The 25342-nt window shown below is 39.1% G+C and carries 26 protein-coding genes and 1 other annotated feature; of the genes, 14 read left to right on the top strand and 12 right to left on the bottom strand.

Annotation, left to right across the window (positions count from 1 at the left end; translation table 11 throughout):
* Positions 1–14: 14 nt before the first annotated feature.
* On the bottom strand, positions 15–587 hold the full coding sequence (locus tag ACSU6B_RS23615; protein WP_410888720.1) for a tRNA (mnm(5)s(2)U34)-methyltransferase: 573 nt from the start codon (positions 585–587) through the stop codon (positions 15–17).
* 5 nt (positions 588–592) lie between these two features.
* Positions 593–1549, bottom strand: coding sequence for a TIGR01212 family radical SAM protein (locus ACSU6B_RS23610; RefSeq protein WP_410888718.1), 957 nt, complete (start codon positions 1547–1549; stop codon positions 593–595).
* Positions 1550–1764: 215 nt separating this feature from the next.
* Here ACSU6B_RS23610 and ACSU6B_RS23605 point away from each other — a divergent pair, with 215 nt between their 5' ends.
* The 6 genes from ACSU6B_RS23605 to ACSU6B_RS23580 all read left to right on the top strand — a co-directional run bounded on the left by ACSU6B_RS23605 (position 1765) and on the right by ACSU6B_RS23580 (position 7579).
* Positions 1765–2034, top strand: a complete 270-nt coding sequence (locus ACSU6B_RS23605; RefSeq protein ID WP_088089319.1) for a YtzC family protein — start codon at positions 1765–1767, stop codon at positions 2032–2034.
* Entirely contained in the window at positions 2031–2210 is a 180-nt protein-coding gene (locus ACSU6B_RS23600) for a glycogen biosynthesis protein GlgD (protein ID WP_088089318.1), read from the top strand. The genes ACSU6B_RS23605 and ACSU6B_RS23600 overlap by 4 nt, the downstream gene beginning before the upstream one ends.
* A gap of 448 nt (positions 2211–2658) precedes the next feature.
* Entirely contained in the window at positions 2659–2835 is a 177-nt protein-coding gene (locus ACSU6B_RS23595) for a hypothetical protein (protein WP_410888716.1), read from the top strand.
* 346 nt (positions 2836–3181) lie between these two features.
* Complete coding sequence (locus ACSU6B_RS23590; RefSeq protein ID WP_410888714.1) at positions 3182–4375, top strand: MDR family MFS transporter; 1194 nt, start codon at positions 3182–3184, stop codon at positions 4373–4375.
* A 158-nt stretch (positions 4376–4533) separates the two neighbouring features.
* Positions 4534–4755, top strand: a binding site (T-box leader).
* Positions 4756–4798: 43 nt separating this feature from the next.
* Positions 4799–7216, top strand: a complete 2418-nt coding sequence (leuS, locus tag ACSU6B_RS23585; RefSeq protein ID WP_410888712.1) for a leucine--tRNA ligase — start codon at positions 4799–4801, stop codon at positions 7214–7216.
* A gap of 48 nt (positions 7217–7264) precedes the next feature.
* Positions 7265–7579 (top strand): rhodanese-like domain-containing protein, encoded by a 315-nt coding sequence (locus ACSU6B_RS23580; protein WP_215001165.1) that lies wholly within the window; start codon positions 7265–7267, stop codon positions 7577–7579.
* A gap of 54 nt (positions 7580–7633) precedes the next feature.
* Here the strand turns inward: ACSU6B_RS23580 and ACSU6B_RS23575 are convergent, their stop codons facing one another.
* The 3 genes from ACSU6B_RS23575 to ACSU6B_RS23565 are packed head-to-tail and all read right to left on the bottom strand — an operon-like array spanning position 7634 to position 9433.
* The gene (locus tag ACSU6B_RS23575; protein ID WP_251032930.1) at positions 7634–8155 is read right to left on the bottom strand and encodes a ferric reductase-like transmembrane domain-containing protein; all 522 of its coding nucleotides are present in this window, start codon (positions 8153–8155) and stop codon (positions 7634–7636) included.
* Between the two features lie 7 nt (positions 8156–8162).
* On the bottom strand, positions 8163–9041 hold the full coding sequence (locus ACSU6B_RS23570) for an FAD:protein FMN transferase (RefSeq protein ID WP_410888711.1): 879 nt from the start codon (positions 9039–9041) through the stop codon (positions 8163–8165).
* A complete protein-coding gene (locus ACSU6B_RS23565; RefSeq protein WP_410888709.1) occupies positions 9041–9433 on the bottom strand; it encodes a hypothetical protein in 393 nt (130 codons plus the stop codon). Before ACSU6B_RS23565 ends, ACSU6B_RS23570 begins: the two co-directional genes overlap by 1 nt.
* Positions 9434–9584: 151 nt before the next feature.
* Here ACSU6B_RS23565 and ACSU6B_RS23560 point away from each other — a divergent pair, with 151 nt between their 5' ends.
* Complete coding sequence (locus ACSU6B_RS23560) at positions 9585–9770, top strand: sporulation protein Cse60 (protein WP_168245378.1); 186 nt, start codon at positions 9585–9587, stop codon at positions 9768–9770.
* Positions 9771–9777: 7 nt separating this feature from the next.
* Here ACSU6B_RS23560 and ACSU6B_RS23555 read toward each other — a convergent pair whose 3' ends face one another.
* On the bottom strand, positions 9778–11052 hold the full coding sequence (locus ACSU6B_RS23555; protein WP_410888706.1) for an NAD(P)/FAD-dependent oxidoreductase: 1275 nt from the start codon (positions 11050–11052) through the stop codon (positions 9778–9780).
* A gap of 203 nt (positions 11053–11255) precedes the next feature.
* On the opposite strand from ACSU6B_RS23555, the gene ACSU6B_RS23550 reads away from it, so the two are divergent.
* Complete coding sequence (locus ACSU6B_RS23550) at positions 11256–12866, top strand: putative polysaccharide biosynthesis protein (RefSeq protein WP_410888705.1); 1611 nt, start codon at positions 11256–11258, stop codon at positions 12864–12866.
* 19 nt (positions 12867–12885) lie between these two features.
* Entirely contained in the window at positions 12886–13614 is a 729-nt protein-coding gene (locus ACSU6B_RS23545) for a 16S rRNA pseudouridine(516) synthase (RefSeq protein WP_410888703.1), read from the top strand.
* 151 nt (positions 13615–13765) lie between these two features.
* Here the strand turns inward: ACSU6B_RS23545 and ACSU6B_RS23540 are convergent, their stop codons facing one another.
* Together ACSU6B_RS23540 and ACSU6B_RS23535 are read right to left on the bottom strand one after the other, a co-directional pair.
* A complete protein-coding gene (locus tag ACSU6B_RS23540) occupies positions 13766–15052 on the bottom strand; it encodes a DUF4309 domain-containing protein (protein WP_410888702.1) in 1287 nt (428 codons plus the stop codon).
* Positions 15053–15195: 143 nt separating this feature from the next.
* Positions 15196–15630 carry a Dps family protein gene (locus tag ACSU6B_RS23535; protein WP_410888700.1) on the bottom strand — a complete coding sequence of 145 codons (435 nt, stop codon included), beginning with the start codon at positions 15628–15630 and terminating at the stop codon, positions 15196–15198.
* A 188-nt stretch (positions 15631–15818) separates the two neighbouring features.
* Here ACSU6B_RS23535 and speD point away from each other — a divergent pair, with 188 nt between their 5' ends.
* Positions 15819–16628, top strand: coding sequence for an adenosylmethionine decarboxylase (speD, locus tag ACSU6B_RS23530; protein WP_215001141.1), 810 nt, complete (start codon positions 15819–15821; stop codon positions 16626–16628).
* 185 nt (positions 16629–16813) lie between these two features.
* On the opposite strand, the gene ACSU6B_RS23525 is transcribed toward speD, so the two are convergent.
* Entirely contained in the window at positions 16814–17560 is a 747-nt protein-coding gene (locus tag ACSU6B_RS23525; protein WP_410888698.1) for an AAA family ATPase, read from the bottom strand.
* Between the two features lie 285 nt (positions 17561–17845).
* Between ACSU6B_RS23525 and ACSU6B_RS23520 the strand changes: the two genes are divergently transcribed.
* A complete protein-coding gene (locus ACSU6B_RS23520) occupies positions 17846–18271 on the top strand; it encodes an SRPBCC family protein (protein WP_168245371.1) in 426 nt (141 codons plus the stop codon).
* On the top strand, positions 18272–18649 hold the full coding sequence (locus ACSU6B_RS23515; RefSeq protein WP_410888696.1) for an ArsR/SmtB family transcription factor: 378 nt from the start codon (positions 18272–18274) through the stop codon (positions 18647–18649).
* Positions 18650–18693: 44 nt separating this feature from the next.
* Here the strand turns inward: ACSU6B_RS23515 and ACSU6B_RS23510 are convergent, their stop codons facing one another.
* Positions 18694–20694, bottom strand: coding sequence for a YhgE/Pip family protein (locus ACSU6B_RS23510; RefSeq protein WP_410888695.1), 2001 nt, complete (start codon positions 20692–20694; stop codon positions 18694–18696).
* A gap of 124 nt (positions 20695–20818) precedes the next feature.
* On the opposite strand from ACSU6B_RS23510, the gene ACSU6B_RS23505 reads away from it, so the two are divergent.
* Positions 20819–21703, top strand: coding sequence for a LysR family transcriptional regulator (locus ACSU6B_RS23505; RefSeq protein ID WP_410888694.1), 885 nt, complete (start codon positions 20819–20821; stop codon positions 21701–21703).
* A gap of 48 nt (positions 21704–21751) precedes the next feature.
* On the opposite strand, the gene ACSU6B_RS23500 is transcribed toward ACSU6B_RS23505, so the two are convergent.
* Both ACSU6B_RS23500 and ACSU6B_RS23495 read right to left on the bottom strand, forming a co-directional pair.
* Entirely contained in the window at positions 21752–23107 is a 1356-nt protein-coding gene (locus tag ACSU6B_RS23500; protein ID WP_410888692.1) for an amino acid permease, read from the bottom strand.
* Between the two features lie 472 nt (positions 23108–23579).
* Entirely contained in the window at positions 23580–23801 is a 222-nt protein-coding gene (locus tag ACSU6B_RS23495) for a DeoR family transcriptional regulator (RefSeq protein WP_369447052.1), read from the bottom strand.
* Between the two features lie 575 nt (positions 23802–24376).
* Between ACSU6B_RS23495 and dat the strand changes: the two genes are divergently transcribed.
* Complete coding sequence (gene dat, locus ACSU6B_RS23490) at positions 24377–25249, top strand: D-amino-acid transaminase (RefSeq protein WP_410888691.1); 873 nt, start codon at positions 24377–24379, stop codon at positions 25247–25249.
* Positions 25250–25342: the final 93 nt, after the last annotated feature.

Genomic DNA, 25342 nt, shown 5'->3' with positions numbered 1-25342 from the left:
GCGAGCCTGGTTAGTTATATTTTTTCAATCGCAATAATAAATGCTGGATGATTTTGTTGATTAATAAATTGGTATTGGAGCACATGTGCCGTTTTCTGGTCCATTTGCTGGCAATAGGCAAGCAAAGAATCACGCTCCTCGGCACCGCCTTTGTGACCATGATAAATAACAAGCACGATGATTCCTTCAGGTGCCATGATCTCTAATAGTTGTTGAATGGCAGCAATCGTTGTTTTAGGACGGGTTACAATTGCTTTATCACTGCCAGGAAGATAACCTAAGTTAAAAATTGCACCTGAAATCTTACCGTGATGGATGTCGGGAATCAATTGGGATAGATGTTCATGACCTGAATGAAAAATCGTGACTCGCTCTAACATGCACTTCTGTTTCAGACGTTCCTTGCTGGCAACAATGGCTTCATTCTGAATATCAAATCCAAATACTTGCCCTGATTCACCAACAAGCTCTGCTAAGAAAACAGTATCATAGCCATTTCCTACTGTCGCATCAATAACGACATCCCCAGGTTTAACCGCTTTACTGAGTAGACTTTTCGCAAATGGAAGAACCTTATCTATGTTCATTGTTACTACACCAAGTTCCCCTGATAAAATTTCCCCTGCCAACTGTTCCTTTCTTTCATTTTAGCATCAATCGCATTTAAGACTTCCCACTTGTTTACACTCCACATGGGTCCAACCATTAAGTCAATTGGTCCGTCTCCTGTGATTCGGTGAACAATCATTTCTGGTGGTAAAATTTCTAATTGGTCACATACTAAGTTTACATAGTCTTCTTGGGACAGAAACTCAAGTATTCCTTTTTCATATTGCTTGACCATGGGCGTTCCTTTTAACAAATGAAGCAAATGAATCTTTATTCCTTGCACATCTAACTTGGCAACTTCATGCGCTGTTTCCATCATCATGTCATATGATTCAAGCGGCAGACCATTAATGATGTGAGAGCAGATGCGAATGCCATGTTTCCTAAGCTTAGTAACGCCGTCTTTATAGCACTGAAAGTCATGGGCACGATTAATAAGTGAGGCAGTCCGCTCATGAACCGTTTGAAGCCCTAATTCAACCCATAAATAGGTGCGTTGGTTTAATTCCGCTAAATACTCGACCACATCATCGGGCAGACAATCAGGACGAGTGGCGATTGATAAACCCACTACGCCTTCCTGATTTAGAACTGATTCGTATTTTTCGCGGAGAACATCTACAGGTGCATGGGTATTTGTAAATGCCTGAAAGTAGGCCATATATTTGCCATCTTTCCATTTCGTGTGCATTTTTTCTTTTATTTCTTTAAATTGTGTTTCCAAGGTTTCCACGCGATTACCAGCAAAATCACCTGATCCGGAAGCACTACAAAATGTGCATCCCCCGTGTGCCACCGTGCCGTCACGGTTCGGGCAGTCAAAACCCCCGTCGAGTGCAACCTTAAACACCTTATGACCAAATTGCCCACGAAGGTGGTAATTCCATGTATGGTAACGTTTATCATCAGAAGCATATGGAAAAGGTCTAGTCTGAATCAATCAGAAAACCTCCTTTATAAAAAGTAAAAGACATAACATCAATTTTATCACGATGTGACAAGCTTATCCAAATGTAATTATTAACGGACAGGGTTGGTAAAATTTATCCAACTGTTTATGTTATAGGAAAAAGAATGGAGAACACAATAAGAAATGAAGCATTATGCTTCTATAGATTCAAGGGGATTGAGTTATTACAGAAGGGGGTTCTAAAGATGGCTACTCGCGACTCAATGGACAACTTAATGCAGCAGGTTGAGGATGCTATTCGCTATGCCGAGGAACAGTACAAACAAAGCAGCCTTCAAGAGCATTATAATGATGATGATTACACAAAGGCACTGCAACAGCTTGAAGATACTTATCTGGACATTGCTAAAATGGCCCAAAGTGCTAATTCGCAGCAAAGGGACCAACTCCATAGAATGAGACTCCAGCTTCAGCAGCTTCAGAACACAATGATTCTAGAGGGGGAAAACCTTTGAAAAAGCGTTCCAAGCAACAAAACCCTGAACAGAAAACACGGAATGGAATTAATAATCAAGATCTGGAACTCGGACAAGATTTCGATCTTGTAAAACAAGCAAAGAAGAACTATGAAAAAACAGGCGGGCAGCCCGTGAAATCCAAATTTCACCAAGAAAAAGACCAGTCCTCCTAAAAATACAGAAGGAACCCTCATTTTTTTTCATTGAGGGCTCCTTTTTTTTCGTGAAAAATATACCGGAAAATTACTAAAAAGTGTTGAAATCACTTGAAATACTAATTTTTCAACAAAAGCACCTTGAAAATAGAAGGAAAACCTCGTTCATAATTTGGTAACAAGTGTTGTATAATTTGTGATGTGCCGTCACAGTTTGACCATTCATATCATGGTTTAAATAAGGTATGGATTAACAAAATTTATCTCAAAATATTCCTTTTTTTAGATATCACGGAATAAGCATGGCTCGCGTACATACTTTTTTGAATTTTATGTGAACGAGTTCACATTCTTTACCTTGTGGTGAAAGGAAGTAATTATATGAATAAATACATATTGATTGTCAGTATAATCCTTGCCTTTCTATTTCCCGCTAAGAGCTTTGCTGAAAATAGAAGCATTTTAAGTGTGGGAGGAATTATCGATTCAAGTAATGTCGGAATTGAATTATAGGGTTTGGCGGAATAAACGTGGATTTGGCGGAATAAATGGAACGGATGGCGGAATCAAAACGGAGTTTGGCGGAATAAGTTCGAGATTTGGCGGAATTCCGGCCCAGTTTGGCGGAATCCCAAAGAAGTGAGCTGATCCTAAAACATATAGAGTCCTAGTCGATAATAGTCATAAAAAAGGTAACTTAAAAAGGGTTTGGCGGAATAAACGTGGATTTAGTGGAATAAATGGCAAGCTTGGCGGAATCGAATCGTAGTTTGGCGGAATAATTTCAAAAGTTGGCGGCATCCCGTCCCTGTTTGGCGGAATCAGCTTTAGAATCTACAGAGTTATTCCAGATTTCACGAATTTTCTATCTTATACGCCGTATCATAGCCTCCTTTATATGGAAAAGAAAAAGAATTGCACCCCACTTGAAAAAGCATTAGAATAAATCTTTGGAAATTGAAAAGTGAAATGTGAAGGGGCGTTTTTTTATGCCACGTGCCTTATGGCTCTTAATAATTGGAATGATCGTTAATGTAACAGGCTCTTCATTTTTATGGCCTTTAAATACAATCTATATTCACGACCATTTAGGGAAGTCCTTATCCGTAGCTGGAATTGTTTTAATGTTAAATTCCGCCGCTAGTGTGATCGGAAACCTTTATGGCGGAAGCCTATTCGATAAAATTGGCGGTTACAAATCTATTATTTTAGGAATTAGTATTACGCTTGCAGCCCTTGTTGGCTTAACATTCTGGCACGGCTGGCTAGCATATATTGTCTTCCAAATCATAATTGGATTTGGTACGGGAATTATTTTTCCATCGATGTATGCCATGGCAGGATCAGTTTGGAAAGAAGGCGGGCGTAAAGCCTTTAACGCCATTTATGTTGCCCAAAACCTTGGAGTAGCCTTGGGTGCATCTCTTGGAGGGATTGTTGCAGCTCATTCCTTTCAACTAATTTTCCTTGCAAATACAGTCATGTATGTCCTCTTTTTACTCATAGCGGTATTTGGCTATAAGGGAATCTTAGTGGATTCAGGAAAACCAGGAACGATCGATATAAATGTTCCAACCGTTACGAACAGAAAAAATCTGTATGCCTTATTGATACTGTGCACAGGTTATTTGCTGTGCTGGGTGGCCTATGTACAATGGCCAACGACGATTGCGTCTTATACACAGGAAATCCATATCTCTTTAACGCAATATAGTTTATTATGGTCGATAAACGGAGCCCTCATTGTCGTTGGTCAACCGCTTTTAAATAGTGTGTTGAAACATCTAACCGCCTCACTCAAACTACAAATGATTATTGGCATTGGTATTTTTATTGTTTCATTTTTAGTCGCAGGGAAGGCAACGGTGTTCTCAGGATTTCTTGTCGGGATGATCATCCTAACAATCGGTGAAATGTTCATCTGGCCGGCTGTGCCTACAGTTGCTTTCGACTTAGCCCCAAAGGGCCGTGAAGGCTTCTACCAAGGAATCGTCAACAGTACAGCAACAGGTGGAAGAATGGTTGGACCCTTAATGGGAGGAATGATCGTCGACAAGTATAACATGTCAGCACTATTCATAGTTTTGATTGTGTTATTCCTAATCGCAATCATAACAACATTACTATATGATCGAAGTTTAAAAACGAAAATGGTGTCAGGCACCATCCATGGACAAATATAGGATTTGTCCGTGTGGGGAGGACGGTGGGGGTTCATATGCTCCCACTGTTTTTTTGTTTAAAAGGTAGAAATTTTGTCTATCATGTATCTAGGCGATTGTTTGGGTTGCATACTTACTGAAAATTTAATACAATAACCGTAATACTTTATATTAATATTGAAAAGACAGTGATCAGGAGTAGTAATGATTCATACCCGCAAATAGAGAGTTGACGGCTGGTGGAAGTCAACCGGGTACATCATGAACTCGCCTTTGAGTTGCAAGCGTGAAGGAATAGTAAGGCTTGCCGTTTTCCGCGTTAAGGATGAATGAAGCGAGTGCAGTCAGCACTAATGTGGGTGGTACCGCGGGAAGATACATACAATCCTCTCGTCCCTTTTTGGGATGAGGGGTTTTTTATTTTTTTTTAGGAGGAAGAGCATTATGAGTTTCGACCATAATCAAATCGAACAAAAGTGGCAAAAGAAATGGGAAGAAGAAAAAACATTTAAAACAAGCGAAGAATTTGATAAAAGAAAATTTTACGCTTTAGATATGTTTCCATATCCGTCAGGGGCAGGACTGCACGTTGGACACCCTGAAGGCTACACAGCAACCGACATTCTTTCCCGCTTAAAGCGGATGCAGGGATACAATGTTCTTCATCCAATGGGCTGGGATGCGTTCGGCCTACCAGCGGAACAATACGCATTGGATACGGGTAACGATCCAGCGGAATTTACAAAACAGAATATCAATACATTCCGCCGGCAAATTAAATCATTAGGATTCTCGTATGATTGGGATCGTGAAGTCAATACGACTGACCCTGAATACTACAAATGGACCCAATGGATTTTCTTAAAACTATTTGAAAAAGGCCTAGCTTACATTGATGAAGTAGCGGTAAACTGGTGCCCTGCACTTGGAACGGTACTAGCAAATGAAGAGGTCATTGATGGCAAAAGTGAACGCGGCGGGCACCCAGTTGAACGTCGTCCGATGAAGCAGTGGATGTTAAGAATCACCGCATACGGTGACCGTTTACTGGAAGACCTTGAAGAACTTGATTGGCCTGAAAGCTTGAAGGAAATGCAGCGCAACTGGATCGGCCGTTCAGAAGGTGCGGAAGTTACCTTCTCAATCGAAGGACATGAGGAGACATTCACTGTCTTCACTACTCGCCCTGATACTTTATTTGGTGCTACGTATGCCGTGCTTGCACCTGAACATTCCTTTGTTGAAAAAATAACAGCAGCTGAACAGCGTGCTGCGGTTGACGCCTATTTAGACAAAGTTAAAACGAAGAGCGATTTAGAACGTACGGATCTTGCCAAAGAGAAAACAGGCGTATTTACTGGCGCCTATGCCATCAATCCTGCCAATGGGGAGAAAATGCCAATTTGGATTGCTGATTATGTGTTAGTAAGCTATGGAACTGGTGCGATTATGGCGGTTCCTGCACACGACGAGCGTGACTATGAATTCGCAAAAGAATTTAACCTTCCTATTAAAGCAGTTGTCGCTGGTGGTGATATTGACAAAGAAGCCTACACAGGCGATGGTGAACATATTAACTCTGAATTTTTAAATGGCTTGGATAAAACGGAAGGCATTCAAAAAATGATTGCTTGGTTAGAAGAAAAAGGGATAGGAACGAAGAAAGTAACCTTCCGCCTAAGAGATTGGTTGTTCAGCCGACAACGTTATTGGGGTGAACCAATTCCGATTATCCATTGGGAAGATGGTTCAATGACAGCAGTTCCGGAAGACCAGCTTCCACTGATGTTACCAAAAACCACTGAAATTCGTCCTTCAGGGACAGGAGAATCACCACTTGCAGTTATTTCTGATTTCGTGAATGTTGTGGATCCGGAAACAGGTAAAAAGGGACGCCGCGAAACGAACACAATGCCACAATGGGCAGGCAGCTGCTGGTATTATTTACGTTATATTGATCCGAAAAATGATCAAGCACTTGCTTCACAGGAAAAGTTAAATCATTGGCTTCCTGTTGATATCTACATTGGCGGTGCCGAACATGCGGTATTACATTTACTTTATGCGCGTTTCTGGCACAAATTCTTGTATGATATCGGTGTGGTCCCTACCAAAGAACCATTCCAAAAGCTATTTAACCAAGGAATGATTTTAGGCGAAGGAAATGAAAAAATGAGTAAATCAAAAGGGAATGTAGTAAACCCTGATGATATCGTTGGCAGCCACGGTGCTGATACCCTTCGCTTGTATGAAATGTTCATGGGACCGCTTGATGCATCGATTGCTTGGTCGACCAATGGGTTGGATGGTTCCCGCCGCTTCTTAGATCGGATCTGGCGTTTATTGGTTGAGGAAAATGGAGAATTAAATCCAAAGATTCAAGCAAATGAAGAAACCTCTAGTTTGGAAAAAGTGTATCATCAAACCGTGAAAAAAGTGACTGAGGATTATGAAGGTTTGAGGTTTAACACGGCCATTTCACAAATGATGGTATTCATTAATGAAGCCTATAAGGCAACTGTACTTCCAAAAGAGTATATTGAAGGATTCGTTAAATTGCTTGCACCTGTTTGCCCGCATATCGCTGAGGAGCTTTGGGAGAAGTTGGGACACAGTGAAACGATAACCTACGAAGCATGGCCTGCATATGATGAGGCAAAACTAGTGGATGAAGAAGTTGAAATTGTCATCCAGGTAAATGGTAAAGTAAAGACAAAACTTATGGTACCAACAGATGCAAGCAAAGAGTCACTTGAAGGCATTGCGATGGAAGATGCGCATATAAAGGAACAAATTGAAGGAAAAACAATTCGCAAGGTAATTACAGTTCCAGGAAAGCTTGTTAATATTGTAGCAAATTAAAAGAACGGCCCCTTTCTTGGGGCTGTTTTCCTGAAGGGGATGGACTAGATGGAAGAAATTCAAACGATTACACCAGAAGAATTAGAAAAGAAGCTTGAGGCAGGGGAAAAACTTGAGCTTGTAGACGTAAGGGAAAATGAAGAAGTAGTATTCGGGATGGTACCAGGGGCTAAGCATATTCGCATGGGCGACATTCCTGCTAATCTCGACTATTTTGACAAGGATAAGGAATATATTTTTATTTGCCGCTCAAGTGCCCGCAGTGGGAATGTTTGCTATTATCTACAGGAACAGGGCTATAAGGTCAGAAATATGGTTGGCGGCATGCTCGCATGGACTGGGGAAACAGAATATACAGAATAACCGATTCCACGTTGGAATCGGTTTTTTTTTTATGAAAATAAGTGCTTTTCTTTGTTAGTGAGTGACCTCAACCTTAGGTTTATCTCTCATCAACATGCCTCCTAAAAGGATAAGCGGCAGGATATTGACTGCAGCAAGTACGGCTCCTTGAATATCTGTACCAATTAATAAACCATGTATCGTAACGAATATATATAGAATCGGATTCAATGCATGTAATTTCCGCCATTTTTGATAGCCTATTTTTTTTCGTGCTTTGGAGGTAACGATCGTCATAATTAAGAAATAAAGGGATAGTGTGCCAAGCGCCATTGGCAAGGGCTTATAGTCCGTATTAAACGGAATGAGTATCTCTACCCATTGTAACGAGATATATGAATCGATTAGTAAAAATCCAACGTGGCCACCCACAAGATAAAGGGCCCAATTAGACAGTGATTCATGCAAAAATAGGGAAGAAGTGACCTTTTGTTTTCGCTTTTTCTGAACTTGAGAGTATAGTCCAATGATGACAGACAAGTAAAGTAAAAGGTAAGCTACCAAACCTGTAGCGCGGATCATATACCATTCAAACATTTCCAAGTTACTCTCCTCCTCTCCAAATATCTCCGTCTTTAGTAATTAACACAGCCTGGACACCTTTTCTATTTATCCACTCTTGACCAGCCTGTTTACCAAGTAAAAGAACCGTTTTTGCCCAAACGTCAGCTTCCAAAGCAGTAGGGGCTGTCACTGTTGCCGATACAATCTTACTTTTACTAGGTTTTCCTGTTCGAGTATCAATCAAATGATGCGTCCACTCTCCATTGATCCGCCATGTTCTTTTCATGGTTGTGGACGTCGCAAGCGCCCCATTTTGAACCTGAATCGAAGAAATCATCGTTGGTTCGGCAAATGGACTCTCGATCCCGATATTTAATGGTCGTGGCAACGTGCCGAAAATGCGGATATCACCACCCACGTTGATAAAGCCATAGCTCAACCTATCTAAAAGCAGTGCGGCACGATCAATCACCCAGCCTTTGGCCATTCCCCCAAGATCGATTTTTGATAATAGGGTTACGGACCGTTTACTTTCATTTAGTATAAAAGGTTGCGAACTTATCGCAGCCATTGATGAAGTGGGAGTTACTGCTAACTCTTTCCCCTTTATCATTTCAATCGATTTTGAATAGCCGTGGTTTTCAAGCGTCGATAGAATGCTAGGATTAAAAATACCTTCCGTTTCTTCAAAAAATCGAAGAGCGTCTGATAAGATTGAAAACATCTCTTTGCTAACGATGACTTCTTTTTCAACTTGTTGATTTAATCCTGATAGTTCACTATCGGAGCGGAAACGGCTGCACGTATCCTCTATCAATTCAAATAGCTTGTAGATGGGCAACATATCGTTGGCAAATAACTCATGATTAATAGAGATTTTCACAATAGTACTCATGGAGGGGAACTGGTAGGTAAACATCAGGTTCCACCTGTAGTCGTGTCATAGCCGCCTTGATGTCCCATTTCAGGTCCGCCGCCATTTGAAAATTGATCCTGTTGATTACTGTTTCCGTTGAATTGATCATTATTATTCGAGTACTGATCACTAGAATCATCATTTTGATTGTATTGCGATGAGTTACTGTCATCAAAGGATTGATCAAAACCGCTGCCATGGACAGGACGTTGTTGTGTATTAAAGCTATCCTGTGATTGCTGATTAGAATTATTATTTGAGTATTGCCCTTGAGTAAGTGAGACTTGATTGCTCGCTTGATCGCCATTTGATAGACCAAGATAGGATACCATTCCAGCTACTAATGCCAAACTCCCAAAACTAACGCCCCAAGAGATTTTTTGTTTTTTATCCATTTTTAATGCTCCTTTCTATAGGTGAAACTGTCTTTCTAAAAAGGAGTTTACAAGTTGAATCTTAAAATAACCTTAATTTTTCAGTCTGCTTATTTTTAAAATTCAGATAAGTTGTTAATAATGATAGTAAAAAAGAGAGGGAGAGAGAAAAGTGATACAAGTTAAATTGTTTGATCGGGAGCATGAGAAGGATTTAGAAAAGGAAATGAATCGGTTTTTAAGAGGGATAGATGAAACAAGCCTGCTCGATATTAAATATAATGTGGCAGCGATGCCGGAGGAAGAAGAAGAGGAGCAGATTTATTGTTTTTCCGCGATGATAATTTACAAGGCCTGACAAATAGTCAGACCTTTTTGTTTTTTGCAGACAGGGCTGCATTGGTACCAGCTAATCTTCCAGTTACAAGGGCAGAGGTAATATTATACCCGCCTGTATAACCATGTACATCAAGGATTTCACCGCAAAAATATAAACCGTTCATTAATTTTGAGCCCATCGTTTGTGGCTCGATTTCTTTAACAGACACACCGCCGCCAGTGACAAAAGCTTTTTCAAGAGGCAAGGTGCCATTTACTTTTATCAGGAATTGCTTGCAGCTCTTTGAAAAACTACGAATTTTTTCATTGGAAATCGTGCCGCCTTGCTCAGATGGGTCAATCCCATTATGTTCTAATAGAAAAAGAAGATATCGTTCAGGGACTAGCCCTTTTAGTGTATTTTTAATGCTTTTCTTAGGCTCACTTTTAACAAGTGCAAGAATTTCTTGAAAAACTTCTTCCTCTTTTTTGTCTGGTAAGGCATCAAGGCTCATGGTTACTTCTTTTAAATTCCACTTTTTCATAGCTTTGACTACGAACTGACTGCAGCGCAGCACGGCAGGTCCGCTGATTCCAAAATGGGTAAAAATCATATCCATGCGGTGCGAGATAATCGGCTTACCTTTCGGATTCAAAACACTTAAGTCAATGTCTCTTAGTGATAAACCTTGTAGGGCTTTATTTTTAATAAAAGGTTCGCTCGAGGTGACTGGGACTTCAGTTGGAAATAAATCCGTAATCGTATGACCGGCTTTCTTCGCCCAGGCATACCCATCACCAGTTGAACCGGTATGTGGAACTGATTTTCCCCCAACGGCAATCACGATCGATTTAGCTGATAATTTTTGACCATCTTTCAACAAGAGGGCAGAAACGGTTCCATTTTCATAGAAAAGGTCCTCTACAGGGCTATTTTTGAAAATCCTGACACGAAGCTTTTCTAACTGATTTAATAGGGCGTCAACGACAGATTGAGCCTTATTGGAAACGGGGAACATCCGCCCGTGGTCCTCTTCCTTTAATTCGATACCTAATTTTTCAAAGAACTTAATAATATCTTCATTACTAAAGATTGAAAAAGCACTATATAAAAACTTACCGTTCCCCGGCAGGTGCTTGATGATTTCCTCGATTGGCAGGCGATTGGTCACATTACAGCGACCACCTCCAGAAATAGCCAACTTTCTGCCGAGTTTGTCTCCTTTATCAATTAATAGTACTTTTGCGCCTTTTTCACCAGCTGCAATGGCCGCCATTAACCCAGAAGGTCCGCCGCCGATGACAATTACATCATAATCCATATTTCCACCAACTTTACTTTAATCCGTCACTCCATTATAAACATTTATCATCAAAATAAAACGAATGTGACCTTTTTTCATAAATTTAACTTGGAAGTTAGTAGCGTCTGAGAGAAAGAAGTTGTAAACTACTAATAGTGTGCAAAAAAAGTCGAATTATTTGTGAAGAAGCGCACGTATTTCTTCGGGTAGGAAGGGATTCTATGCAGTCAAAGCTTTTAAGAGGAACATTTATTTTAACGTTTGGAACAATACTATCTAAGGTTATCGGATTAATTTATGTTATTCCGTTTTATCAAATTGTTGGGAAACACGGGACGCAGCTTTATTCATTTTCATATGTCCCATATACCATTTTTATTAGTATTGCAACGGCGGGTGTACCGCTGGCTGTTTCAAAATTCATTGCAAAATATAATGCACTTGAAGAGTATGCCGTTGGCCGAAAGCTGTTTAAATCGGGACTAGTGGTTATGTTGTTGACTGGGGTTGTGGCATTCTTAGTGATGTATTCCGCTGCACCTATGTTAGCTGAATTAAGTCATCCTGGTAAAGGACAACTGGCCAATGTTACTACGGTTATTCGGGCTGTTAGTTTTGCATTGATCGTTGTGCCAATTATGAGCTTAATCAGAGGTTACTTTCAGGGACATCAATCAATGGGACCTTCGGCTGTTTCACAGGTTGTTGAACAAATCGTACGAATTATTTTTACACTTGCAGGAGCCTATGTTGTTCTGAAATTTTTACATGGCACTATTGTTTCGGCAGTTAGCGTTGCCACCTTTGCAGCATTTGTCGGTGCTATCGGAGGATTAGTTGTTTTATTTTGGTATTGGTATAAAAGAAAACCCTATTTGGACGAGTTACTTGTACATGATAAAGGGACCAGCCAAATTTCTTTAAAGGAAATCTATAAAGAAATTCTTTTATACGCAGCGCCCTTTGTTTTTGTCGGGATTGCCAATCCGTTATTTCAATTTATCGATCAAATTACCTTCAACCGGGCGATGTCCGCAATGGGCAATGCAAAGCAGGTGGCTGATGCGGCCTTTGGTATATTAAATTTCGAGTCACATAAAATTGTCATCATTCCTGTATCACTTGCAACGGCCTTTTCTTTAACACTCATACCGAGTATTACAAAGGCATTTGTAGAGAATGATCAGAAAAACATGGACCGGCAATTAAACCAAACCTTTCAAGTTTTGCTCTATTTAACATTACCGGCTGCTATCGGTCTTTCGTTATTGGCCGAACCGGTTTACACAGCTTTTTATGAGCATGATAATCTTGGGACACAAGTATTAGGCGCTTATGCACCTGTTGCGATTCTTTTTTCACTCTATTCTGTCACAGCAGCCATATTGCAGGGAATAAACGAACAGCGCTTTACCATCTTAAGCTTGCTTGTGGGTTTATTAATAAAATTTGCGCTAAACATACCATTAATTAAAATGTTTGAAACAAGAGGGGCCGTTCTCGCCACCGCGCTTGGTTATACGGCAGCGATTGTCATTAATTTAATTGTGATTAAGACATTCTCCGGATATCGTTTCCGGCTGGTATGGCGGAGGAGTTTATTAATTATCATCTTCGCAGGATTGATGTGGGCAGGAACAGAAATAGTTTATAAATTACTATTACTATTCCTTTCTCCTGCATCAAAGGGTCAATCCGTCTTGCTTATCGTGATAAGTGCCGGAGTGGGCGCCGTCATCTATTTTTACTTGGGCCTGAAATCAGGACTAGTAAACCGTTTATTTGGTGACAGGGTCGATCGAATCAAGCAAAAACTAAGGTTAAGATTTTAAAAATCTTCTTAAAAAGGAGATGGGACAGTTGAGAATTGATAAAATGCTAGCTAATCTTGGCTATGGCAGCCGGAAAGAAGTGAAGCAGCTATTAAAAAGTAGTGCGGTCAAGGTTGATGATGTGGTAGTCAAGGATGCAAAACAGCATGTGGATACGACCAAACAAACCGTTACTTTAAATGGTGAGGTTATTGAATATAAAGAATTTATCTATCTAATGATGAACAAGCCTCAAGGGGTTTTATCAGCGACAGAAGATAGCTCTACTGAAACGGTTATCGATTTATTAGAACTTGAGGATCAGGTCTATGAACCGTTTCCTGTTGGCAGATTGGATAAGGACACAGAAGGTTTACTACTGATCACCAATGACGGTCAGTTGGCACATCGATTACTTTCACCGAAAAAGCATGTTCCGAAAACGTATTTTGCTGTCATCGATGGTGAAGTGACGGAAGAAGATGTGGTGGCGTTTGCTAATGGAGTTACCTTAGATGATGGCTACGAAACAAAGCCAGGTGAGTTGAAAATAATAAAATCCGGTATCCGTTCTGACATTGAGCTAACCATTACGGAAGGTAAATTTCATCAAGTGAAAAGAATGTTTGAAGCTGTTGGTAAAAGAGTGGTTTATCTCCAACGGATTTCAATGGGCCCCTTGCCGTTGGATGAGACACTGGAGTTAGGTGAATATCGGGAACTGACAGACGAAGAAGTAGAATTATTGCGAGAATATCAAGTGAAATAATCTTAAAAAGGAAAAAGCAGCTAAAAAAATAGCTGCTTTTTCCTTTTAATAAAAATTTCGCTATGAAATAACGTTATTAAAGCGTGAATATGGAATTTTCTTGCCTTTAATAAGTTCAATCAGCGAATCCATATTCTCATTTATTGGTTGATTATTGATAGGCCTTCACATTCAACATTGTTTCTAAATCGACAATTTCAACATTTCTTTTTTGCAATTCTTCTATCAGGAGTGGTAAGGCTTTTTTGGTCTCACTCTTATCGGAATCGGAGTGCATTAAGATAATGTCACCGTTTCGAAGATTATCGATCACATTGCGAATGATATTTTTTGAATCCATTTGGGACCAATCCAGGGTATCAATGGACCAGAGGACAATGGAATAGCCCTCTTGTTTTGCAACCTCTGCCACCTGTACATTTGTATCTCCATATGGTGTACGAAGAATAGCCGGCTCCTTGCCAATAACTGATTTAATTGCTTTCCCAGCTTGATCAATTTCGAGTCTAGTAGCGCTTTTGCCTAATTTGGTTAATTCCACATGATTAAAGCTATGGCTTAAGACTAGGTTTCCATTTTTAAAGGCATCCCTTACAACATCAGGATGCTTATTAACCTTACTGCCAATAAAAAAGAAGTTTCCTTTTACATGGTGGTTTGCCAAAATCTCAATGATTGCCGGTGTGATTACTTCATCAGGTCCATCATCAAACGTTAGGGCCACCTGTTTTTTATCAGGACCATTAATATAAACACCCTCTTGGTTTTTAGCAAAGAGGACGATATCTTTCCGCCATTTTTGCATCGAAGCCCAAGCTGATTCTGATAACTGATTGGAGTTTCCTTTTACATCAAGGATGTATTCTTTATTTGATGCTGTGATGGTAGATCTTTTTGGGTTAAAAACAGAAATATGATCAATCACATTACTACTTTTCGGAAAAATCAACTTAAGCTGAATTTCCTGATTCAATTCATAAACATAAATATTTTCATTATTATTGTCTCGTATTTCCGTAGGCTGCCCGAATGATCTGATCACCATCTTGTCTGTAATTTCTTTGAGGTCAGCATCATAGGAACGAACGTCGAAAATTTCTCCTGCCTTGTTATAGCCTAAAACGATGTTTTTATTGTCATAGGTGGCATAGGTGCCAGAACCTGCCTGATCAACCTTGTCGGGTTCACCCCATTCAGAGTGAACTTGTTCGATTGTGCGATCAAGCGCATTAAATGGACAATCCTTCACCATTCCTTTTTGAGCCAAATCCTTAATATTATCGAGCTTTTTTAAATAGGATTGGTTTATTTCCTTAGGCTGTAGGCCATTTTGCTTTTGCTGTACATTATTACTTGGATGAATCTGTTCCGAATCACAAGCAGTTAATAGTGTAGAAAAAGAGAAAATGACTGTCAAGATAGGTGTTAACAACTTCATTAGGGGTTTCACTTCCCATATTTTATTTAATCTATACTTGATTTAATAATAGCAAAGACCTTCCATTTTGGAAAAATTAAACTCAATCGCATGAAAAAAAAGACAAGCAATCAGCCTGTCCTAGATATAACGTTTATTTTCAATTAAGCCTGTAGGAAAGATTGTAACATCCAGTTATGTTTATTGAGTGTACCTAGTAAGCCTAAAAACATATCACTGGTTACCTCGTCATTGTTTTGTTCAGCAACTTCCATCCCAGCTTTTAATTCATCAATGATTAAGGAAAAGTCATGGACAATTGTCTGAACCATTTCTTCAGCAGTTAATGTTTCACTGGTTTCTTCAATGGTTGCAAGTTGAAGATATTCTTTAAGGGTAGAAATGGGACTGCCGCCAATAGTTAATAATTGCTCAGCAAACTCATCAATTGTCGCTGCTGCTTCCTCATATAATTCTTCAAATTTGGCATGTAGGGTAAAGAAGTGAGGACCTTTCACATACCAGTGAAAACGATGTAATTTAGTATATAGTATATTCCAGTTTGCAATTTGTTGGTTGATTACTTGTTCAACGGTCATTTTAGCATTCCTCCTAATTTCTTATCTGAATTAATTATATCACATATTATTTAAAAGTAAATATTAAATGATAATAATTATAATTAAGAAAGAGGAACTTTTTTAAAAAATTAGTAACTAGGTAGAACTCTGGGTATCTTAATAATATTTACTTGCAAAGGATACCTTAATTTTAAGGGGGAACTGTCATGAGACTTACACACGAGCAGGCTATTGAGTTACACGGCTTTAATAACTTGACGAAATCGTTAAGCTTTAATATGTATGATATTTGTTTTACAAAAACGAGGGAAGAACGTGAAGCCTATCTGAAGTATATAGATGAACAATACAGTGCAGACAGGCTGCAAAAAATTTTAACCCATGTATCAGATATAATCGGTGCCCATGTGTTAAATGTGGCGAGTCAGGACTTTGAACCAGCCGGGGCGAGCGTGACTCTATTGGTATCAGAGGGTCCAGTTGCGAATGCCCCGTCTGAATCCTTTGAGGAATCTCCTGGACCGCTGCCGGAATCGGTGGTGATTCAGTTAGATAAGAGTCATATCACGGTTCATACATATCCGGAATTCCACCCTGATGAAGGAATAAGCACATTTCGGGCAGATATTGATGTTTCGACATGCGGGGAAATTTCGCCCCTTAAGGCCCTTCATTATTTAATTCGATCATTTGAAACAGATGTGATGACAATTGATTATCGGGTCCGCGGCTTTACAAGGGATAAGATAGGGCATAAGCTCTTTATTGATCATGAAATAAATTCGATTCAGAATTACATCCCTGAAGATGTCGGCGAATTATTCGATATGATTGACGTTAATGTCTATCAGGAACATATTTTTCACACAAAATGCAAGCTGCGTGAATTCGATTTAAATAACTATTTGTTTGGATATACAAAAGATAAGCTTTCACCTGATGAACATATTGAAATCACGGAGCGATTAAAGATTGAGATGGATGAAATCTTTTATGGGAAAAATATTATCCAATAGTAATGGAGCTGAAGGAAAAGTCATTAATTAAGGATCTATGTTACTGGAACAGAGTCCATAATGGGTCACGTAGGAGTGTCCACGTGACCGAAACAGTGGTTGAAGCAAGAATAGGGTCACGTAGAAGGTGTCTACGTGACCGAAACGAATGGTGATTGAGAAACCAGCCTTTCAAAGTCAAATTTTTAATCATCTAACAGATGATGCAGCATTCTATTTTTATCATCAAAAAATTGTTTCATAATCCGATAATGATTCGTTTTCTCAAGTGTATTTTCAATAATTCCTTCTTCTGTAAATTCAAAGATTTTTGCATTAGGATAAGCCATGATGATTGGCGAATGGGTAGCAATAATAAATTGGGAGTTCTCTTTCACCAAATCATGAATCCGTGTCAGCATCGACATCTGCCGCAGTGGGGAGAGGGCTGCTTCTGGTTCATCTAAAATATATATCCCATTACCGCCAAACCGATGAAGAAACGTGGCAAAGAAGGCCTCACCATGCGACTGTTCATGCAGGGAAACACCGCCGAATGATTCAATGACCCTTCTCCCGCCGCCTCCTTTATCCAGATCCTCAATATTTGAAGCAACATTATAAAAACTTTCTGCCCGCAGAAAAAATCCATCCTTAGGTTTTTCGATACCCTTTATTACTTTGAGATAGTCTGCAAGAGGAGAATGTGAATCATAGGTTGAAAAATTGAAATTAAAAGAGCCGCCTTCTGGATTAAAACCAAGAGCAACCGCAATCGATTCAAGCAGGGTGGATTTACCCATGCCATTCTCCCCAATCAGGAAAGTAACATTCGGATGAAAAGCTAGTTCGTCTAAGCCTCGCAAACTGGGCAGGTTAAAGGGATATTTATTAAAAGAAGGAATTTCATCTCTTTTCAGATTAATTCTTCGTAAATATTGAGTATTTATCATATTTATTACCCCAATTTTTATTTTAATATGGAAAGTTAGCAGATTGATTAATATTAAAAGTAGCATATTTTTACTGCTTATCCTATATATTGATTTGTAATAATTATGGGATGAAAGTATATTGAATGAAAATTACGGTGACTTTACTTAATGTGAAGTCACCGTTTTTCTTTTAAAAAAGAAATGCTTGACGTGCAACCAAATGGTGTTATATAGTCTTAATGTGAAATCAAATGGTTTCGTAATGAAGTAATAATCGCAGCACAATTCGGGGAGGCAATTATAATGGGAAATGAGTCACAGGCAACATTAGAAGATATAAAATATACAGTCGTTTACAATGCTCCAATTGCTAAAGTATGGGATGCAGTAGCTACAGCAGAAGGTCTGGGTGCGTGGTTCATGCCTAATGACCTTCAACCAGTTGAAGGTCATGAATTTCACTTAAATGCAGCGCAATTTGGTATGTCGCCATGTAAGGTAACACATGTCGATCCGCCTAACAAACTTTCATTTAATTGGGGAAAAGATTGGACACTAACTTTTGAATTAAAAGAACTGGATGATAAAACAGAGTTAACTCTTATCCATGGTGGCTGGGACGCTAACAAAGTTACAGAATTCGGTGCTCCGCATACTCCGATCCGCGATAACATGAATCAGGGCTGGGCAGGTCTTGTGAAAAAATTGCAAGCATATGTTGAGGCATAAATGGCGGCTTCATCGGCAAAGCATGATGTTTTTCAAGCCATCGCTGATCCAACAAGGCGAAAGCTGTTAAAACTTCTTAGCAAGGAAGAGATGCCTGTCACGGCGATAAGTGAACACTTTCCTATAAGCCGAACCGCTGTGTCCAAGCATTTACGTGTATTAGCTGATGCCGGGCTGGTTAAGGAACGGAAAGCCGGCAGGGAAACAAGGTACAAACTTGAGCCGGAGCCTTTAAACGAACTAAAGGATTGGCTCCAATATTTTGAGTTATTTTGGGAAAATAAGCTCTCAGCACTTCGGCTATTTGTTGAGTCGGATGTGAAGGAAATAAATCGTCAGAATCCGGCAATTGAAAAGTCAGATGACAAAAAAGATTAAAAAAGTGATACCCATGTAAATATTGGGTATCACTTTTTTTGTTTTTAATGAGAGGTCTCCACGGCAGTCTTGGAATGTTGCAGATGACTTGTCACCCATCCAATCCCCCCCGCAATTACTAGGTAGAAAAGTAAGATTAGTATTTGCTGTTGTAGTTGGGCCCAATCCCCTAGGGAGATAACATCTTGAAAGCTCCGTAATGAATGGGCCATTGGTAAAACATTACCGATCTTGCTTAGGATAGGATTACTCAATTCACCCGGTAATGTTCCACCACATGTAGCTAATTGTAAAACCAATAGTGTGACAGCCATAAATTTCCCTGCAACACCAAACAATGTCACTAACATAAGGATGACCGTCATGAAGGTTAAGGAGACAATGACACTGGATACAATAAACAAGGGAACACTTTCCACATGTACTTTGAATCCGAAAAGGACTACCAAATCGACAAATAACACTTGTATTAATGCGATTAAGTACTTAAGTCCGAGTTTATTAATAAAATGCTCTGTTCCATTAACCTTAAGATCTTGTCTGCGTCCTAATGGAAGGATGTTAGCTGCCATTATTCCACCTACATAAAATGCTAAAGATAGAAAATAGGGGGTAATTCCAGTCCCATAATTCGGAACCTCGGATAAATCCGATTCTACTAATTTGACTGGTTCTGAGAACATCGAGGTTAATTGGTTATTATTATGGATACTAGACGTTTGCATAGCAGCATCATTTAATTTTGTGGCTAACTCGTCTGAACCAACGCTCAATTGATCCAAACCATCTACTAACTGATTGGTGCCGTTATTTAATTTACTTCCACCGTTTGCTAAATCAACTATTCCATTATTTAAAGAGGAAAAACCATTTTTCCATTGAACGAAGCCATTGGAAAATTGTACGGTTCCCTCAGATAATTTGTTTGCCCCGGTGGCAGCATCATCTATTTTATCGCCAAGCTTTGTCATACCATCTTGAACTTTTGTTTGTCCTTGAACTAATTTGTTTGCCCCTTGAGCAAGTTGGACTTGACCACTTCTCAATGAATCAGCTGCTTTTGATAGGCCGGTTGACATGGCAGCAATTTGTTGGAAGGTAGGATCATTTTTCATATCAGGGTGATTTTGTAAAAATAGTTCTACTGCTTTCGATAATTCATCTGTCGTGTGTTTCACCTCTGCTTGACCTTGAGATAACCTTTCACTATTCAAAGCCAAAGATTGCATGCCTTCCGTTAATTGTTCCATCCCAACTTCTACACTTGCATGACCTTCAGAAAGCTTTTCCATGCCATTAGAAAGTGCTAGTGAGCCCTCTTTTAAACCGGCAAGCCCATGAGCCAATTTTTGTTGACCGTTTGAAAGCCGCTGACTCCCATCCTCTAACTTTTTTGCACCATCATTTAAGCGGTCGACACCATCTGACAGCTGGATCATTCCATTCTTAGCATCGATTGTTCCTTGATTAATTTTTGACGCACCATCGCCGGCATCACGTAAGCCGTCTGCTAATTCAACAAACTTTGAAAATACGCCATCTGCGTAGGATTTCGTGATGCTAGCTGCTATTTTTGTCTTCATTTCTTCCGTTGCGGTCGTACTAATTTGTGAGGCAACAAAGTTTTTTCCTGGATTTATTTTAAAATTTAGTTTTGCCTGCTCGGGATGTTCATCCATTAATGTACTAACTTTTTGTGAAAAATCTTTTGGAATCGTCAAAACCATATAATATTTCCCGTCTTTCAATCCTTGGTTTGCGTTCTTTGCAGAGAGGAAATAGAATTTGAGATCCTTGTTTTCTTTTAAATTTTTGACGAATTCTTGACCTGCATCAATCGACTTGTTATCCATCATCGATCCATGATCTAGATTGACGACAGCGACAGGAAGTTGATCTAACCGTCCATAGGGATTCCAGTAACCAGCAAGAAAGAAACCAGAATAAATTAACGGAACGATTAATAGGAACACTAAGGCGATCCTTCCGTGCTTATGATGCCACATCATCTTTAAATCCCTAAATACTAAGTGAATTCCTTTCATAATGACCCCTTTACATTTAAGTTTTTTACATAACCACAATGATAAATACTTTTACGTATATTGTATAATATATAATTAGTTATCATTTAGTAGCTTTCAAGCTATTGCTAAGGGGGCTTAATTGATGGAGTTTTTACAATTACAGTATTTTCAAACAGTTGCCAGACTTGAGCATATGACCAAAGCCGCAGAAGAACTTCAAATTGCCCAACCCTCTTTAAGTAAGACCATAGCACGATTAGAGGAAGATTTGGGTGTTCCATTATTTGATCGAAAAAATCGACAGCTCCGGTTAAACGACAACGGAAAACTGTTTTTAGATCGAGTGAATCGGATATTTATAGAATTAAATGAAGGGAAAAGAGAAATTGCTGAAAGAGCTCATCAAAGGCAAACGCAAATTACTTTAGCGGTCAGTATTCCAAGGGTCCTTCCTGAGTTATTGAGTTCTTTTTTAAAGCTTTTTCCCGAAATTAAATTTCAACAAGTCCTAGAGTCAACTTCCTCAATGAAAAGCCGGCTGGAAAAGGCGGAGATTGATTTTGGTATTTCATCCGTGCCTATTGAGGGGACGGATATCGTCTGGGAACCGCTAATGACTGAAGAAATCTACTTAATTGTTCCCCCAGAACATCGTTTATCAAGGAGAAAAGAAATTTTTCTTAATGAAGTAAAGGACGAGCCTATTATCGGTATGAATGCTGGTTTCGGATTTAGAAACTTAACAGATGAATTTTGTCGTAAGGCAGGATTTGTTCCAAACATTGCTTTTGAAGGAGATGAGCCGGGGGTGATAGGGGATTTAGTTAAACAAGGTTTAGGGATTGCTTTTATTCCAGAAATTTCGTGGCTCCATCATACGAATCCCTTTCCAAACAAACTGAGAATCATTGAACCAAAATGCCAAAGGACCATTGGGTTAGGCTGGTCAAAGAGGCGTTATTTATCTGAGGCGGGACAAGAATTTCGTCAGTATGTGATCGAGTACTTTTCAAAGCTTTCTCTTTGAAAAAGCAAAAAAGGCCAACAAGTAAATTGAGAGCCTTTTCTGTATCTATTAAGCGGTAATTTCATTCAATCCATTTTTTCTAACAAGAAATGAGAGGATGATTAACAAGCCAATGGTTACCAAGCTAACGGTTGTACCAATTAGATTATTTGGATTAAACACAAATCCAATAAAGATAATACTTAAAGTTACAATGGCGAAGATGGTCGTATATGGAAACCATTTTACGTTAAATGCCGGTTGCCTTTTGTAAAGTGGTCTTAATTTTAACTGTGCTGCACAAATACTAATCCAGATTAGCATGACTGTAAACCCAGGAATGGTCATGAGATAGCCGATTACCTCACTAGGTGTTAGATAGGCTAGGTAAACACCTGCTAGTATACATATACTTGTAACCATTATTCCTGTTAATGGAATTCCCTTTGCAGAGAGTTTTGCTAACCCCCTAGGCGCAACGCCACTTTGTGCCATAGAAAACAGCGTTCTGGATGTCGCATAAATACCTGAATTTGCAGCGGACAGTACGGCTGTCAGCAGGACAAAATTCATAATATGTGCTGCTCCAGGCAACCCTGTTGTACTGAAGACTTGAACGAAGGGACTGTCTGCACCCGTAACCTTGTCCCAAGGCATGAGTCCACAAATGATTAGAATTGGTAATATATAAAAAATAATAACACGCCAAACTGCTCCTTTAATAATCTTTGGCAATACTCGCTCAGCATCCTTTGTCTCGGTAACAGCGACCCCAATTAACTCCGCACCACCATACGAAAACATGACCACTAAAAAGGCGCTGAAAGTTCCACCCATTCCGTGCGGGAAAAATCCGCCGTGTGCTGTGTAGTTAGCGAGCGGATCCTGTATCGAGCTTGGAATAATTCCTAATAGAAGTGAAAAGCCTAAAATGATAAACGCTATCAGCGCTATGATTTTAATTCCAGCAAACCAAAATTCAAGTTCCCCATAATTTTTTACTTGAGTTAAATTAATTCCTACGATTATAACTGCGCAAAGGAAACTTAACACCCATAATGGTATTGTAGGAAACCAAAATTGTAGGAAACTTCCCGCTGCTAATAGTTCAACAACCGTAACAAGAATCCAGTTGATCCAGTAAAGCCATCCCACGATATACGAAACTTGGAATCCAAATGCTTTGTTTACTAAATGCTGTACATTTAAATTTGGAAAAGCAAGCGCCATTTCCCCAAAGGCAGCCATTATGATAAATAGTAAAAGGCCGCCAATTAAATAGGCAATTACAACACTCGGTCCTGCAATCGCCAAAGTGTCAGAGCTCCCTTTAAAAATCCCCGTACCAATCATACCAGCTAAGGCTATAAACTGGACATGCCTCGGTAATAATCCTTTTTGTAAGTTCTGATGATTATTTTTCATGTTATTCCTACCCACTTATCTTTTTTGCTTAGACGCTTTTAAGCACTAAAGTATTTTTTGATATTAATATACTACCATACTATTGAAAACTGTCAATTAGTGTTGAAGATTTTAGATCAACCCATATTACTGTTTCTACACAAGTATAGTGGCTCAGCTCCCTCCCAGCGTGTTCTTGCTATGGGGTTAAAATATTATCCATAAGAATTTTTTTTGGTTGAAGGAAACATTGTTTGGAATGGCGAATATAATTAATTAAGGCAGGAGATGATTAATATGTTCGTAACCCCTCGATTGCAACGGAGGATTTTCATTTATTCCTATGTTTTTAGAAAACTAGGGATCCTAAGTGAACAGGAATATCAAAAAATCACGAACCAAGTACATGAGCACCATTGATTTTAGACAAACAAAAAGCACGCGAGATGGGCTCGCGTGCTTTTTTATGAAATTATGCTAATTTATTTTTTTATTAAGAAGATATTTTTACTCTCTTTTGTGTTGTCGTCCATTTTCCACGGCTTGGGCTAATTACCAAGTCATTATAGGCTAAGACATTTAAATCTCGTTGTATGGTGCGAGGAGTGATACCAAATTCCTCTACAAGTTCTTGCGTAGAAACAGTGCCGTTATTGCGGATAAACATGTAGATACATTTGATGCGGTTTAACATCCGGTTAGTTGAAGGTTTCAAAGAACCACTCCCTATCCTTTTTTCAAACCCATGGCAATACCCTGCTACCGACAGCCTATTTGAAGATTCCTCTTCAAGAATATGTAGTTTTCTTTTCCGCGCAGACATCTCCTTTTCGTGGATGATTAATGTGGATACTTAGATGTCTTACATCTAACTTTATTGTAACCACAAAATCAAAAAATTTCCACCAATATACTTAAATTTACAAAATAAACATCTAAAATTTACAAAAATTGTTCGGATTATCGGCCTCCCTTACCATACTCTTACTATAGGTTATGGGCGATAATGTATGGATTATGACTATTTTTTTGAATTTTTAGTTAAATCGGTTGATTTATTTTTTGTATAATAAAAAAACAACGTTTATTAAAGCAAAATTGATAAAATATTTACAATAATGATATTGTTATGGTGGAAGTGAATTCATCAACGATAGGGGGATTTACATCTGACGAAGATTGATTGGATGAGTGAAGTTGAAAAAAGAAATCAGTCCCTGATTACGGACACACAGGATTTATTTTGAATTGGCCATGAATGAATAACAAATAAAAAGGGGATATAGGAGAATGAAATTTGCAATCTTGAATGGGGAAATTATTGAGCGTTCAGAAGCAAAGGTTGATGTGGAAGATCGCGGTTATCAATTTGGTGATGGTGTATACGAAGTTATCCGTGTCTACAACGGAAAAATGTTCACAGGAACTGAACACATGAATCGTTTTGCGAAAAGCTTGGATAGTATTGGGATTGTACTTCCTTATACTATGGAGCAATTAACGAAATTGCTAGAAGAACTTGTTGCAAAAAATAATCTTCAGTTAGGGACCATATATATGCAAATTACGAGAGGAGTCGCACCCCGTAATCATGCGTTTCCAGCGGAAAATATAACTCCCAGCCTTGTAGCTTATACAAAGGAAGCGCTCAGACCTTTGGAAAGCTTGAAGAAGGGAGTAAAAACAATCGTAACAGAAGATATTCGTTGGCTGCGTTGTGACATAAAAAGTTTGAATTTGCTTGGTAATCTATTAGCAAAACAAAAAGCGGCTGTTGAAGGTTGCTTTGAGGCGGTCCAACATCGCAACGGCAATGTTACGGAAGGAAGTTCGTCGAATATCTATATTGTCAAAAATGGTGTTGTTATTACGCATCCGTCGGATAATTTAATTTTAAAAGGGATTACAAAGGATGTAATATTGCAGATTTGTACTAGTAATAATATTGTGGTGAAGGAACGAACATTTACACTTGATGAATTGGCCAATGCTGATGAAGTATTCCTATCAAGTACTACTTCAGAGGTGATGCCGATTATTGAAGTGGATGGTAAGAGAGTTGCGGATGGTTTACCAGGCACTGTTACACGAAGTCTGCAAGAAGCATTTGAGCAAGAAATTGAAAAACAATGCGGAGCACTTAAAGATAAAACCCTTAATTAGAAAAAAGACGTGAACACAGGAGTGTCCACGTCTCAGGCTGTCGAGAAACTTTCGACAGCCTCTTATTTTCTACAATAACTTTAACCATTCACC

Source organism: Neobacillus sp. C211, assembly GCF_051842875.1.
GTDB lineage: Bacteria > Bacillota > Bacilli > Bacillales > Cytobacillaceae > Neobacillus.
The sequence above is the reverse complement of the archived record's forward strand: the minus strand, read 5'-3'. Positions and strand labels throughout refer to the sequence as shown.